The sequence below is a fragment of the Sinorhizobium mexicanum genome, from assembly GCF_013488225.1.
Classification (GTDB): domain Bacteria; phylum Pseudomonadota; class Alphaproteobacteria; order Rhizobiales; family Rhizobiaceae; genus Sinorhizobium; species Sinorhizobium mexicanum.
Genome location: NZ_CP041238.1, coordinates 3,334,377 through 3,348,275, shown reverse-complemented (window position 1 = coordinate 3,348,275; position 13,899 = coordinate 3,334,377). Strand labels below are relative to the sequence as shown.

Sequence of the window (13,899 nt, the reverse complement as noted above, 5' to 3'; positions counted from 1 at the left end):
CCACCCAAAACGCCGCTTTGATGCTGCACCGCAGCGGAATCTCCGATAGGAAAGGGTTCTCACTTTCCGGCCGGCTGCGCTTCCTCCCAAGACTGATCGCGGCCGGCAGGCTGTCATGAAGGAGATGATGATGCTCGGCAGAAAAGTTCCCTCTGTAACCTTCCGTACCCGCGTCCGCGACGAAGCCGTCGGCGGTTCCAATCCGTTCCGCTGGCAGGATGTTTCGTCGGAGGAGTATTTCGCCGGCAAGCGCGTCGTGCTGTTTTCGCTCCCGGGCGCCTTCACCCCGACCTGCTCGACCTACCAGCTTCCGGATTTCGAGAAGCTCGCCGCTGACTTCCGCGCCGAAGGCATCGACGAGATCTACTGCATCTCGGTCAACGACGCCTTCGTGATGAACGCCTGGGGCAAGTCGCAGAGCCTCGAAAACGTCAAGCTGATCCCGGACGGCTCGGGCGAGTTCACCCGCAAGATGGGCATGTTGGTTGCCAAGGACAATCTCGGCTTCGGCATGCGCTCCTGGCGTTATGGCGCCGTCATCAACAACGGCGTCGTCGAGCAGTGGTTCGAAGAAGAAGGCTACTCCGACAATTGCGATAGCGACCCCTACGGCGTTTCCTCGCCGCAGAACATTCTCGACGCGCTGAAGTCGCAGAAGATCGCCGCCTGATCCGGTTATGAATGCCTGCGCTTCTTAGGAGGTGCAGGGCCGAACACGACTGAAGGCCCCGGTTTGCCCAGGCAGGGTGTGGAAACCATTTCGCCTCCGCCTTCCTGCTGGCGCCGGGGCCTTTTCTTGTTACATTGGTTGCGGAAAGGCGCGGCGAGGATCAGTGGTTTACGTTATCGCATATCTGAAGGCACATGCGGGCAAGGGCGATGACGTCGTCGCCTTGGCGGCACCGCTGATCGAGGCCACGCGCAAGGAAGCGGGCTGCATTGGCTACGATCTCTATCGCAAGCCCGCGGAACCGGACACGCTGGTCTTCGTCGAGAACTGGAAAGACCGGGCGGCGGTGGACGCCCATTTTGGCGAGCCGCATCTCAAGGCCTTTCAGGCGGCGATGGCGGATCTGCTGGCAGACGCTCGCATCGAGGTCGTGCACCCGGAAAGGACAGAGGTGATCTGACGTGCCTTATCGCTCGACCGAAGTGCTGTCGCCGGGCCCCGCGGACAAGGCGGCGCTTCACAGCGTGACGCTCGCCCATGACGAGCGCCATCTGCGGCGAAAGCTGCTGCATCTCGAAAACGAGGATGTGGTGATGCTCGACCTCAAGCAGCCGGTCACGCTCGCCGACGGCGACCTCCTCGTGCTGGAAGGAGGCGGCTACATCCGGATCAAGGCCGCCGACGAGGCGCTTTACGAGGTCCGCGCGCGGGATGACGTGCACCTCATCGAGCTTGCCTGGCATCTCGGCAATCGACATCTTACGGCGGCGATCGAAGCAGGGCGCATCCTGATCGCCCGCGATCCCGTCATCTGTGCAATGCTTGAAGGCTTGGGTGCCACCGTCGGCGAAGTGACCGAACCCTTCCAACCATTGCGTGGCGCTTATCACGGCGGTGGGCATGGCCACGGCAGTCACGGCCACGGCGGTCACCACCACGACCATGGCTGACCAGCCCGACACGCTGGCGCTCTTGCGCCTCGTTACCTGGCTATCACCCGCCTTTCCGGCCGGTTCCTTCGCCTATTCCGGAGGACTGGAACAGGCGGTTCACGATGGTCTCGTGACCAATGCCGAAGAGCTGCGGCTGTGGCTGGAGACGCTGCTGACGCGCGGTGGCATGTGGAACGACGCCCTTCTTCTGGCCGAAAGCTATGAGGGGCGTGACGATCCGCGACGATTGAAGGCGGCGAGCGAACTGGCGGAAGCGATGGCGGGTTCGTCGGAGCGTCATATGGAAACCGTGCTGCAGGGCGAGGCGTTTCTTGCTGCTGCGCGCAACTGGTCGAGCGTCGTATTCGACTTGCTTGGACCGGTGGCGGCTTATCCGGTGGCTGTTGGTGCCGTGGCCGGTGCGCATCGCACGGGATTGCGGCCCTCGATCGCGGCCTACCTCGGCGCCGCCACTTCCAACGCGGTTTCGGCTGCCATTCGCTGCGGAGTCATCGGTCAGCGCGATGGCGTCGGCGTGTTGGCCGGCCTCGAGAACACGATCGCCGCTGTTGCCGACCGCGCCGCGCAAGCCTCGCTGGACGAGCTTGGCTCGGCGACGATCATGGCCGATATTTCGTCGCTGAGACACGAAACGCTGCATACCCGCCTGTTCCGCTCCTAGATCACGATGATTTTGGTTCGAATCGAACCAAAATCATCGTGATCGATTCTAATAAGTAGGGCGGGATGCGGGCGGAAAACCGCGGACACTTTTCCTCATCCCGCTCTAACGGGCGGCCGTATCCTGAAAGGAAACGCAGATGCCATCGAAAAACGGTCCCCTTCGCGTCGGCATCGGCGGCCCGGTCGGTTCCGGCAAGACGGCGCTGACCGGCAAGCTGTGCAAGGCGATGCGAGAGAAATATTCCGTCGCGGTCGTCACCAACGACATCTACACCAAGGAAGACGCCGAAGCGCTTGTACGGATGCAGGCGCTGCCCTCGGAACGGATCGTTGGCGTCGAAACCGGCGGCTGCCCGCATACGGCAATCCGAGAGGACGCGTCGATCAATCTGCAGGCGATCGCCGATCTCAACCGTCGGATTCCCGATCTCGACGTGGTCTTCATCGAATCCGGCGGCGACAACCTGGCGGCCACCTTTTCTCCCGATCTCGCCGACCTGACGATCTACGTGATCTCCGTCTGCCAAGGCGAAGAGATCCCGCGCAAGGGCGGGCCGGGGATCACCAAGTCCGATCTCCTTGTGATCAACAAGAAGGACCTCGCGCCATATGTGGGGGCCGACCTCGACGTGATGGAACGGGATGCGGAGCGGATGCGCGCGGCAAAGCCGTTCCTGTTTTCGGACATGAAGCGCGGCGACGGCATAGACCGGATCGTCGAATTCCTGACTGTGGAAGGCGGGCTCTGACGCAGTAGATAAACCGGTCAGAAACGTTCCAGCGCTTGCCGGTCGCGGATTTCGATCATGCGGCCTTTGACGGTGACGCCCGACTGGCGGAGTGTCGAGAAGGCGCGCGACAAGGCCTCCGGCGCGAGACCGAGCTTGCCCGCAAGCACGTTCTTCTGGAATGGCAGGCGGAACGAGAAGCTGCTCAGACCGTCCGGGCAATGGCTGAGGATATAGCTTGCGACCCGCTGAGGCGCGGTGAGCAACCGGTCCTCGGCAAGGCAGTCTTCCGTCATCTTGCCATGGCGGCAGAGAAGTTCGATCAGCGCCTGGGCGACATCGGTATTTTCTGCGGCAAGCTGACGAAGCTTGCCGCTTTCGAACCGCGCGACGATCAAGGCCTCCGCTGCCTGCGCATTGGCGGTCGCACGATGCTCCAGGAACATGGCGTTTGCGCCGAAGATCTCGCCCTTGGGCAATACGGCGATGTCGGCTTCGCGACCGTCCTTGCCCAAGCGGTAGAGACGGACGAGACCAGAGAGCACGAAGAAGACATGGTCGATCGGCTCGTCCTGACGAAACACGATATCGTGCTCCTCGTGCGTGGAAACGATTGCACCCTCAAGGATAGCCTCTGCCGTCGGTCGCGGCAGTCTCGCAAAGAAACGCGAATCGAGAAGAACAGTTCTGTCGGTCGAGGTCAGTCGCAAGGTCTTCATCCGTGCCATTCCCGAATTGGATCGAACAATGCTAATCGGTCATCGAAAGACGCGAATTGACCCCGATCAAATAACTTTCACAAAAAGGCCCGCGCATGACGGCGCGGGCTATAGCGCCGCGCGTCTTATCAGACGCGCAAAGGACGCTGTAGCACTTTGAAGTGCTGCATGTTTTTATCCTTAAATCGGCTATGATTTAAGGAAACATGCAGTAGTTAGCGCATCGGCCCGAAAATCGGAATCGATTTTCGGAGAGCACGATGCGTAGATTCAAAGACTTACAGCGTCCTTTGTGCGTCCTGATGGACGCACGGCGCTGTAGTGTGCGTTTTGCGGCGCGGGAGCGGTTTTACTCAGCGGCAAGCGCCGGATGATTGATGACCTTGCGGCCGGACTTGCCGTCACGCTCCTGCTCTTCCAGCGCCTTGATGCGTTCCTGCAGTTCCTCGATCGTGCCACCCTGCTCGGCGGCGAGCTTCGTCAGCGCCTCGCGGTCGAGCGGCAGATCCTCCTCGTCCTTCTTGCCGACGAAGCGGCCGAAGATCCAGGCGAGCAGCCGTGACAGGTCGTCCATGATCAGGAAGAAGGAGGGAACGACGACGAGGCTAAGAACCGTCGAGACGATGATGCCGCCGATGACGGCGATCGCCATCGGCGCGCGGAAGGAGCCGCCTTCGCCGACGCCGAGCGCCGAGGGCAGCATACCGGCGGACATGGCGATCGAGGTCATAACGATCGGACGTGCGCGCTTGCGGCCAGCTTCGATCATCGACAGCGTGCGGTCCATGCCGTGATGCATCATCTCTATACCGAAATCCACGAGCAGGATCGCGTTCTTGGTGACGATACCCATCAGCATGAGGATACCGATCAGCACCGGCATCGAGAGCGCATTCTGGGTCAGGATGAGGGCTCCAGCCACGCCGCCGATCGCGAGCGGCAGCGAGAACAGGATGGTGAAGGGTTGGATCACATCCTTGAACAGCAAGATGAGCACGACCAACACCATCATCAGGCCGAGCAACATGGCGTTGCCGAAGCTCTGCTGCATTTCCGCCTGCACCTCGGCATCGCCGCTTTCACGGAACTCGACAGTTCCCGGCAGCTTAACTTCGCCTGCGATCTGTTTGAAGCGACTGGACGCCGTGTCGAGCGCGACGCCAACCGGAAGGTCGGCACCCAGTGTCACCACGCGGTAACGGTCGTAGCGCTTGATCGAGCTCGGCCCTTCCGAATAGTTGATGTCAGCAACGCTCGAAAGCGGAACGGTCGCACCGGACGTAGTCTGGACCTTGAGGTTGCGAATCGCCGCGAGATCCGTGCGGAAATCCCGGTTGAGCTGGACGCGGATCGGGATCAGCCGGCCGTCGAGGGCGATTTTGGTGAGTTGCGCGTCGATGTCACCGATGGTGGCGACGCGGATCACCTCGGAAATCTGCTGCGTCGTGATGCCGAGACGGGACATCTGATCGACGCGCGGACGGATCTGCAGTTCCGGCCGCGGCAGCGCGCCATCGGGGCTGACGTTGGCGAGCAGCGGGTCACTGCGCAGCTTGACCTCAAGAGCGGCGACGGCGCTGTCCAGGTCTGCGTCGTTGTTGGAGAGCAGGTTGAACGACAGATCGCGCTCGCCACGGTCGTTGAGCTTGGTGACACGAACGTCGGGGATCGAGCGCAGCTCTGCGAAGATCTCCCTTTCGATCTCAGATTGCGGCTTGATGCGGCCCGCCGGCGGCAGCTTCGGCAGGTACTCACCGATCAGCGGCATGCGGCCGATGACGTCGTTGACGACCCTGTTGACGAGCGAGTGGTCGAGCTTCTTCAAAAGCACGGTGACTGCGGCACGCCGCAGTTCGAGATCGCCCTTGGGCGAGGCGCCGCCGAGCACGAAGACGTCCTCGACGCCGTCTATGTCCTTGATGCGGTCATAGATCTCGGTCGTCGTCCGGTCCGTGTCCTCGAGCATCGCATCCGGCGGCAATTCGATCGACAGGCTGACGCGCGAATTATCCTCCGGCGGCAGGAAGCTGCCTGGAACCTGGAACAGGAAGTAGAGGGAGAGGGCAAGGCAACCGATGGCGGCTAACAGCGTCGAATAGCGCCAGCGGGTCGTCACTCTGATGATGCCCGTATAGAGCTTCATGATGGCACTGTCGTCGCCCCCGTGGTGGCCACCACCGACATCACTAGGCTTCATCAGATAGGCCGCCATGACCGGTGTAATCAGGCGGGCGACGAGCAGCGAGAAGAAGACGGAGACGGCGACCGTCAGGCCGAACTGGATGAAGTATTGCCCCGGAATGCCCGGCATGAAGGAGACCGGGACAAAGACGGCGATGATGGTGAAGGTGGTGGCGATCACCGCAAGGCCGATCTCGTCCGCCGCCTCGATTGCGGCGCGGTAGGGCGACTTGCCCATGCGGATATGCCGCTCGATGTTCTCGATCTCCACGATCGCGTCATCGACGAGGATACCGGTCGCGAGCGTCATCGCCAGGAAGCTGACCAGGTTCAGCGAGAAGCCTAGGAGCTCCATCACCCAGAAGGTCGGGATCGCCGAGAGCGGCAGCGCGATCGCGGAAATCAGCGTTGCACGCCAGTTGCGCAGGAACAATAGCACGACGACGACGGCGAGCAGCGCTCCCTCGATCAACGTGTGGATCGCAGCCTCGTAGTTGCCGTAGGTAAAGTAGACCGAATCGTCGACCTTCTCGATGGTGACATCCGGATGCTTGGCGCGGATCTCGTCGAGCGTCTTGGCGACCGTTTCCGCAACGGTGACTTCGCTGGCGCCTTTTGCCCGGAAGACGGCGAAGGTGACGCCTGGATGGCCGTTGAACCGGGAGAAGGACTTCGGCTCCTCATAGGTATCGATCACCGTGCCAAGTTTCGAGAGCCGGACGAAACGGCCGTTTGGCAGCGAGATCATGGTATTGGCGAGTTCGGCCACGTCGCGCGTGTCGCCGAGCGTGCGGATCGCCTGTTCGCTGCCGCCGACCTGGCCCCGACCGGAGCCGAGATCCATGTTCATGCGGCGAAGCTGGCCGTTCACGTCGGCGGCGGTGATGCCGTAGGCGTTCAGGCGGTCTTCGTTAAGCTCGATGCGGACCTCTCGATCGGAGCCGCCGTAACGGTCGACACGGCCGATGCCGCTCTGGCCCTGGATCGCGCGCTTGATCGTGTCGTCGACGAACCAGGACAATTCCTCCAGCGTCATGCCGGGTGAGGAGACGGAGAACGTCTGGATCGCCTGGCCTTCGACGTCGACCTTGGAGACGATCGGCTCTTCAATCGAGGTCGGCAGGTCGCTGCGGATGCGGTCGATCGCGTCCTTGACGTCCTGCACCGCTTGGGTCGTCGGCACCTCCATGCGGAAGATGACAGCGGTGGTCGAACTGCCGTCGGTGATCGTCGACTGGATATGATCGACGCCAGAGACGCCGGCGACTGCATCCTCGATCTCCTTGGTGACCTGGGTCTCGAGTTCGGCAGGAGCGGCACCACTCTGCGTGACGCTGATCTGAACGATCGGTACGTCGATGTTCGGAAAACGGGTGATCGGCAGGGAATTGAACGACTGCCAGCCGAGCACGACCAGCACGAAGAAGGCCAGGATCGGCGCGACCGGATTGCGGATGGACCAGGCTGAGAAGTTCATGGTCTCTGTTCCCGTCAGTTGGTTGCCGGCTGCGCGGACTTGACCGGGTTGATGCGGTCGCCGTCGCGCACATAGGCGCCGGCCTTCGCCACTGCCTGTTCACCTGCCTTGAGGCCGGAAAGGATTTCGACGAACTGTCCGTCCTGGATACCGGTTACCACCGGCACCAGGCGCACCACGCCGTCTTCGACCTTGCGGACGATTGCCTTGCCGTCTTCGGCATTAACAGCCGTTTGCGGCAAAACAACTGTTTGTTTTTGTTCGACGGTGATGACCGCGCTCGCATACATGCCGGCGCGAGCCTTGGACGTGTCGCTGATGGTAATGTCGACGGAACCGAGCCGCGTCTGAGGGTCTACGGTCGGTGCGATCAACCGGATTTTGCCCTCGATCGTCGTGCTGCTGCCGGCGAGCCTGACCGTCGCCGACTGTCCGACGGCGAGTTTGACGATGTCTGCCTCGGCGACATCCGCCTTCATCTCGATCGCACCGTCGCGGATGATGGCGAAGAGCGGCTCGCCGCTGCCGCTCGCGATGGCGCCGATCTTGGCGTTCTTGGCGGAGATCACGCCGCTGACGGGAGCCTTCACGGCGGTGCGCGCAAGACGCAGGTCGATGTCGTCGATCTGTGCCTGCACCACCTTGATGTCTGCCGTGGCGACGCTCACCGATTGCTCTGCCGAGTGAACGCGGGCGCGAGCAGCGGCGGCGAGCGCCTTCAGGCGGTCGGACTCGGCAGTCGACACCGTGCCGTTCTCAGACAGCCGCACGGCACGGTCGGCAACGCGCGTCGCCTCTTCCGAATTTGCCGTCATTTCGACGAGCTGGGCGCGCAGTTGGGCGAGCGACGCCTCCGCTTTGGCGAGATTGGCTTCGAGCTGGCTCTTCTGCAAGAGCAGTGCATCGTCGTTGAGCACGACCAGGGTGCTGCCTTCTTCGACCCTGTCGCCGACATCGACGTTCAGCGATCGCACGGAGAGGCCGTCGACCAGCGGTGAAACGTAGGTTTCTTCGACCGCTTCGATGGAGCCGGTGGCGATGACGCGGTCACTGATCGATTGCTGTACGGCCTCGGTGACGACGATTGAGGGGAGCGTCTGCGACTGCTGCGGCTTGGCGGCCTCTTCGGCGAACGCGCTGGAAAATGCGCTGAGTGTCATTGCCGCGCAGGCGCCGAAAAGAGGTAGAAGTTTCTGAGCCATCGGCCTGTTTTCCTAAAAATGAAATGCCGGACATCGCGCCCCAGGCGGCGAAGGTCTGGCTCAAATCACCTTATTCTCTTGCGCTCCCTGCACCGCCGACAGATCGCCAGGTCCACGGACATGGTCGCAAGCTTAATTTCGCCCAATGCAGGCGGTTTCAAACCGAATACATCGAGTCCAGGAAAAAGTTCCCTAAAGGGCAAAGCTTAAGAAAACGATTTCCTCCCCGCGCCCGCTCCAGCCGAACGCTTTCGCCTATGTAATCGCCGTGCGAAATGCTTACAAGGTCGCTGAAGCGATGGTGCCTCACTATTTTTATTCTCGTATATCTCGCAGTGCAATATGGCGAGAATGCAGAGGACGCAACTCCAGCGCGACTTTTTGACCAGTGCATGTTCCTTACATCGTAGCCGATTTAAGGGCAAAAACATGCAGCAATTCAAAGTTCTACAGCGACCTTTGTGCGTCTGAAAGACGCACGGCGCCGTAATGCTTCGGCTGATCTTGGGTCGTCGCCGGCCTTAAGAAAAAGGAGCGCGCGGCGGGCGCCGCACGCTCCGGTTCCATCGGCTTCCGCGTGTATTACTTGAGCGCTTCGTCCGTTACTTCATGCGTCCAGGCGCCCTCCGGCTCCTTGGAGATGACCGGGTCGGAGCCCCCGGCGAGCAGCGACTGAACGGTGCGCTTGTAGTCGGCCTCGTCGAGCGCGCCGTTGGAGCCGGCGGTCAGCTTGGCGATTTCGCCCATCATGCGCTTCTGGTGCTTCTCCGTCTGGGCACCGGTGGAATCGTTCTCAAGAACGATATCGGCAGCCTCGTCCGGGTTCTCCTCTGCATATTTCCACCCCTTCATCGAGGCGCGGACGAACTTCACCATCCGTTCCTTGAAGGCCGGGTCCTTGAGCTTGTCCTCGAGCACATAGAGACCATCTTCGAGGGTGGCGACGCCCTGGTCTTCGTACTTGAAGGTAACGAGGTCTTCCGGCTTGATGCCGGCGTCGATCACCTGCCAATACTCGTTGTAGGTCATCGTGGAGATGCAGGCGGCCTGCTTCTGGATCAGGGGATCGACGTTGAAGCCCTGCTTCAAGACGGTCACACCTTCCGGGCCGCCGTCCGTCGGGATCTTCAGATGCGCCATCCAGGAGAGGAAGGGGTATTCGTTGCCGAAGAACCAGACACCGAGCGTCTTGCCCTTGAAGTTGTCGGGGCTCGTCACGCCGGATTCCTTGAGACAGGTCAGCATCATGCCGGACTTCTTGAACGGCTGGGCGATGTTGACGAGCGGCACGCCCTTTTCGCGCGTTGCGAGAGCGGAAGGCATCCAGTCGACGATGACGTCGGCGCCGCCGCCGGCAATCACCTGCGCCGGAGCGATATCCGGGCCGCCGGGCTTGATATCGACGTCGAGGCCTTCTTCGTCGTAGAAGCCCTTGTCCTTGGCGACGTAGTAGCCGGCAAACTGGGCCTGGGTGACCCACTTCAGCTGCAGCGCGACCTTGTCGGCGGCATTGGCGTGGAAGGCGGCAAGCGAAAAGACGCCTGCAGCAAGCAGAGACGCAAGTTTCTTGTTCATGTCTGTTCCCTCTTATTGTTGGTCATTCTCATTGTCGCTTCATTCCTAGATCATTTCATTGTTTCATTGAAACCCTGATATGATCTAACTGTTTGAAACTACGCAATTCCGTACGGAAAGCCGCTGCACACCTTTCCTGGAATTGCTCTAGGCCCGTCCACTGCGGATGGACGGGTGCCAGAAGGTGACGGCGCGCTCGGCGAGCACCACCACCCCGTAGAAGGCGGAGCCAGCCACCGCCGCGACGGCGATCTCGGCCCAAACCATGTCGACGTTCATGCGGCCCACTTCCGTGGAGATCCGGAAACCCATGCCGACAATGGGCGTCCCGAAAAATTCGGCCACGATGGCACCGATCAGCGCCAGCGTGGAGTTAATCTTGAGAGCGTTGAAAATGAAAGGCCAGGCGGCTGGCAGGCGAAGCTTCACGAGCGTCTGCCACCATGTCGCCGCGTAGGTACGCATCAGGTCGCGCTCCATATGGCTGGCAGCAGCCAGGCCGGAAACCGTGTTCACCAGCATCGGGAAGAAGGTCATGATCACGACGACGGCGACCTTCGACTGCCAGTCGAAGCCGAACCACATGACCATGATCGGTGCGACGCCGATGACGGGGAGGGCCGAGACGAAGTTGCCGAGCGGCAGCAGCCCCTTCTGCAGGAAAGGAGAGCGGTCGATCAGGATCGCCACGGCGAAGCCGAGGCCGCAGCCGAGCGCATAACCGGTCAGCACGGCCTTGAGGAAGGTCTGCCGGAAATCGGCCACCAGCGTCGGCAGGGAGTTGACGAGACGCTGCCAGATCATCGACGGCGCCGGCAGCAGCACCGACGGAATGCCGAAGCCGCGGACGATGCCCTCCCAAAGCACGAGAATGGTGATGCCGAAGAGGAGGGGAACGGCGAAACGCGCGGCGTTGGTGGCCGTCGGGTGTGCAAAGTGCTGGCGCACGAGCCATTCGTTGAAGGCCCAGGCAGCGAGCCAGAAGAAAACGGCTCCGGCGAGAACAGGAAGGTTCATGGCTTGGCCCCCATGCGCTTGAGGACGGCCGTGTGCGCCAGGCCGACGATCATCACGAGGACGGCCGCGAGCGCTGCCGCCATGAACAGAGCCGCCCAGATCTGCACTGTCTGGCCGTAATAGGATCCGGCAAGCAGGCGGGCGCCGAGCCCTGCCACCGCGCCGGTCGGCAGTTCGCCGACGATTGCACCGACAAGCGAGATGGCGACGGCGACCTTCAGCGAGGTGAAGAGGTAGGGCATGGAGGATGGCCAGCGCAGCTTCCAGAAGGTCTGCGCCGATGAGGCATTATAGGTGTGCATGAGGTCGAGCTGGATCGTTTCCGGGCTGCGCAGGCCCTTCACCATGCCGACGACGACCGGGAAGAACGAGAGATAGGTCGAGATCAGCGCTTTCGGCAGCAAGCCGGCGATGCCGATCGCGTTCAGAACGACTATGATCATCGGCGCGATCGCGAGGATAGGGATGGTCTGGCTGGCGATCACCCACGGCATCAAGGACCTGTCCATCGCACGGTTGTGAACGATGCCGACGGCGAGCAGCACGCCGAGCGCGGCACCGATACCGAAGCCGAGCAGCGTCGCGGAAAGTGTGATCCAGGCGTGGTAGACGAGGCTGCGCTTGGAGGTGATCGCCTTGTTGACGGTCGTATCCCAGATTTCGGCCACGACCTGATGGGGGGCGGGCAGGACGGGCCGCTCCTGGGCCATCGTGTTGCGGACGATAGCGGAGAAGCCGATCTCGGTGCCGGCGCGTGCGGCCGTGTCGCGCTCGAAGGGCGCGTTGAGGAATATGGCAGCGACGTACCAAGCGGCGATCAGGATGACGACCACTGTAGAGATCGGAAGCAGCTTGTCTCTGAAGAAGCTCTCTTCGCGCATGTCACGCCTCCCTTCCGCTCAACGGTTCGACGCGCCAGTGATAGAGAATGTCTGGCAGCTTCTCCTCGTTTTCGCCGCCCGTTCTGCGCACCGGTACGAAGCCTTCCCGTTCGTAGAAGCGTTGGGCACCTCTATTGTGTTCAAAGGTCCAAAGCCTCAGTTCACCTGTCGCCCGCTTCTTCGCTTCGTGAAGCAGCGCCGTTCCGATCCCGACGCGCCGGTGGCGCTCGTCCAGATAGAGCGCAGTCACAAAGCCGTCCGCGGACAGGGCGAGAAAGCCCGCGATTTCGCCCCGGCAATCGGCGACTATGACGGGCCCGTTTGCAAAGACGCTTTCCCGATAATGCCGTACCACATCGTCTGCCGGGTGGACCCTTGGCATCCACGCCGTAGCGTCTACCCAGCGATTGAAGATGTCGGCGCACGCCTCCATGTCCGCCAAAGCCGCATCACGGCAGAAAGCCTGGGCGGCGCAAGCACTACTCGTCATAGCTGTGCCCCGCTCTCAAACCCTCGCGCACGCGGTGGGCGATTTCCAGGAACTCCGGTGTCTCGCGAATGCCCAGTGGCCGCTCTCGCGGAAGCGTGGATTCGATGATGTCGGTCACGCGGCCGGGGCGGGGGCTCATGACGACGATTTTGGTCGAAAGGTACACCGCCTCCGGAATCGAATGGGTGACGAAACAGATGGTCTTGTTGGTTCGCGCCCAGAGTTTCAAAAGCTGCTCGTTCAGGTGGTCGCGAACGATCTCGTCGAGGGCGCCGAACGGTTCGTCCATCAGAAGAAGATCGGCATCGAAGGCGAGCGCGCGGGCGATCGAGGCCCGCTGCTGCATGCCGCCGGAAAGCTGCCAGGGATATTTCTTGCCGAAGCCCGAAAGGTTGACGAGTTCGAGCGTGCGATCGATCCGGGCCTTCCGCTCGTCTTTCGAATAGCCCATGATTTCGAGCGGCAGGGCGATGTTCTTCTCGATCGTGCGCCAGGGGTAAAGCGCTGCGGCCTGGAAAACATAGCCGTAAGCGCGATGCCGGCGGGCCTCTTCCGGCGACATGCCGTTGACCGCGATGGCCCCTGAGGTCGGCTTCTCGAGGTCAGCGATGACCCGCAGGAATGTCGTCTTGCCGCATCCTGACGGGCCGATGAAGGAGACGAAGTCGCCCTTGGCCACATCGAGGTTCACGCCCGTCAGCGCATTGACCGGCCCGTCGCTGGTCTGGAACGTGAGACCGAGATCCCGAGCCGAGACCACGGAGGCAGAATTGGATGTCATGGGCGGATTCTCATTGTGGCTTGTCTGTGGCAGACTGCTATTCGAACCTGCAACATGCAATGCCGCCGATGTCGTCTGTTGCGGTTTTTTCAGCGAATTCTGGAGAGCGTTCATGTCTCGATCATCCAATTCTGGCTGTCGCGTGGTTCGTCCGGGTGACACCTATGCCGGCAAGCAGGGGCTCAACTATTTCGAGGGCATCGCCGCGGAAACGGTCGGCTCGAAGGGCATCTGCATGCACCTCCTGACCATCCCGCCTGGCGCGCGTGCCAAGGCGCATCTGCATGAAAGCCATGAGACTGCGATCTACGTGCTTGCCGGCGAGGCCCATACCTGGTTCGGCGACCGGCTCGAAGAGCACGTGGTCGTCAAGGAGGGCGAGATGTTCTACATCCCCGCCGGCGTGCCGCACCTGCCGGCCAATCTCTCTGACAAGCCGTGCTCGGCGGTGATCGCCCGAACAGATCCGAAGGAGCAGGAAAGCGTCGTCCTGCTGCCCGAACTCGATGCATTGGTGCCGGCCTAGCGCTCCGAGGAGCGACCTTGTCCGAGAAGTGTATGA

The 13,899-nt window shown here is 61.7% G+C and carries 14 protein-coding genes; 6 read left to right on the top strand and 8 right to left on the bottom strand.

Going from position 1 to position 13,899, the window contains the following annotated elements:
• Window positions 1-130 precede the first annotated feature (130 nt).
• The 5 genes from FKV68_RS15855 to ureG all read left to right on the top strand — a co-directional run bounded on the left by FKV68_RS15855 (window position 131) and on the right by ureG (window position 3,035).
• Window positions 131-670 carry a peroxiredoxin gene (locus FKV68_RS15855; protein WP_180938757.1) on the top strand — a complete coding sequence of 180 codons (540 nt, stop codon included), beginning with the start codon at window positions 131-133 and terminating at the stop codon, window positions 668-670.
• 163 nt (window positions 671-833) lie between these two features.
• Window positions 834-1,130 carry a putative quinol monooxygenase gene (locus FKV68_RS15850; protein ID WP_180938756.1) on the top strand — a complete coding sequence of 99 codons (297 nt, stop codon included), beginning with the start codon at window positions 834-836 and terminating at the stop codon, window positions 1,128-1,130.
• 1 nt (window position 1,131) lies between these two features.
• Window positions 1,132-1,620, top strand: a complete 489-nt coding sequence (gene ureE, locus FKV68_RS15845; RefSeq protein WP_180938751.1) for an urease accessory protein UreE — start codon at window positions 1,132-1,134, stop codon at window positions 1,618-1,620.
• Window positions 1,613-2,284 (top strand): urease accessory protein UreF, encoded by a 672-nt coding sequence (locus FKV68_RS15840; protein ID WP_180941531.1) that lies wholly within the window; start codon window positions 1,613-1,615, stop codon window positions 2,282-2,284. Before ureE ends, FKV68_RS15840 begins: the two co-directional genes overlap by 8 nt.
• A gap of 139 nt (window positions 2,285-2,423) precedes the next feature.
• Window positions 2,424-3,035, top strand: coding sequence for an urease accessory protein UreG (ureG, locus tag FKV68_RS15835; protein WP_180938750.1), 612 nt, complete (start codon window positions 2,424-2,426; stop codon window positions 3,033-3,035).
• A 17-nt stretch (window positions 3,036-3,052) separates the two neighbouring features.
• On the opposite strand, the gene FKV68_RS15830 is transcribed toward ureG, so the two are convergent.
• The 8 genes from FKV68_RS15830 to FKV68_RS15795 all read right to left on the bottom strand — a co-directional run bounded on the left by FKV68_RS15830 (window position 3,053) and on the right by FKV68_RS15795 (window position 13,337).
• Window positions 3,053-3,733, bottom strand: coding sequence for a Crp/Fnr family transcriptional regulator (locus FKV68_RS15830; protein WP_180938749.1), 681 nt, complete (start codon window positions 3,731-3,733; stop codon window positions 3,053-3,055).
• A gap of 349 nt (window positions 3,734-4,082) precedes the next feature.
• The gene (locus FKV68_RS15825) at window positions 4,083-7,391 is read right to left on the bottom strand and encodes an efflux RND transporter permease subunit (RefSeq protein WP_180938744.1); all 3,309 of its coding nucleotides are present in this window, start codon (window positions 7,389-7,391) and stop codon (window positions 4,083-4,085) included.
• 14 nt (window positions 7,392-7,405) lie between these two features.
• Window positions 7,406-8,593: an efflux RND transporter periplasmic adaptor subunit gene (locus tag FKV68_RS15820; RefSeq protein ID WP_180938743.1), complete on the bottom strand. Its 1,188-nt coding sequence runs from the start codon at window positions 8,591-8,593 to the stop codon at window positions 7,406-7,408.
• A 582-nt stretch (window positions 8,594-9,175) separates the two neighbouring features.
• Window positions 9,176-10,168 (bottom strand): ABC transporter substrate-binding protein, encoded by a 993-nt coding sequence (locus FKV68_RS15815; RefSeq protein ID WP_180938742.1) that lies wholly within the window; start codon window positions 10,166-10,168, stop codon window positions 9,176-9,178.
• A 147-nt stretch (window positions 10,169-10,315) separates the two neighbouring features.
• The gene (locus tag FKV68_RS15810) at window positions 10,316-11,185 is read right to left on the bottom strand and encodes an ABC transporter permease (protein WP_180938741.1); all 870 of its coding nucleotides are present in this window, start codon (window positions 11,183-11,185) and stop codon (window positions 10,316-10,318) included.
• Window positions 11,182-12,066: an ABC transporter permease gene (locus FKV68_RS15805; protein ID WP_180938740.1), complete on the bottom strand. Its 885-nt coding sequence runs from the start codon at window positions 12,064-12,066 to the stop codon at window positions 11,182-11,184. Before FKV68_RS15805 ends, FKV68_RS15810 begins: the two co-directional genes overlap by 4 nt.
• A gap of 1 nt (window position 12,067) precedes the next feature.
• Window positions 12,068-12,556 (bottom strand): GNAT family N-acetyltransferase, encoded by a 489-nt coding sequence (locus tag FKV68_RS15800; RefSeq protein WP_180938739.1) that lies wholly within the window; start codon window positions 12,554-12,556, stop codon window positions 12,068-12,070.
• Entirely contained in the window at window positions 12,546-13,337 is a 792-nt protein-coding gene (locus tag FKV68_RS15795; protein ID WP_180938738.1) for an ABC transporter ATP-binding protein, read from the bottom strand. Before FKV68_RS15795 ends, FKV68_RS15800 begins: the two co-directional genes overlap by 11 nt.
• Before the next feature lie 112 nt (window positions 13,338-13,449).
• Here FKV68_RS15795 and FKV68_RS15790 point away from each other — a divergent pair, with 112 nt between their 5' ends.
• A complete protein-coding gene (locus FKV68_RS15790; RefSeq protein WP_180938737.1) occupies window positions 13,450-13,863 on the top strand; it encodes a cupin domain-containing protein in 414 nt (137 codons plus the stop codon).
• Window positions 13,864-13,899: the final 36 nt, after the last annotated feature.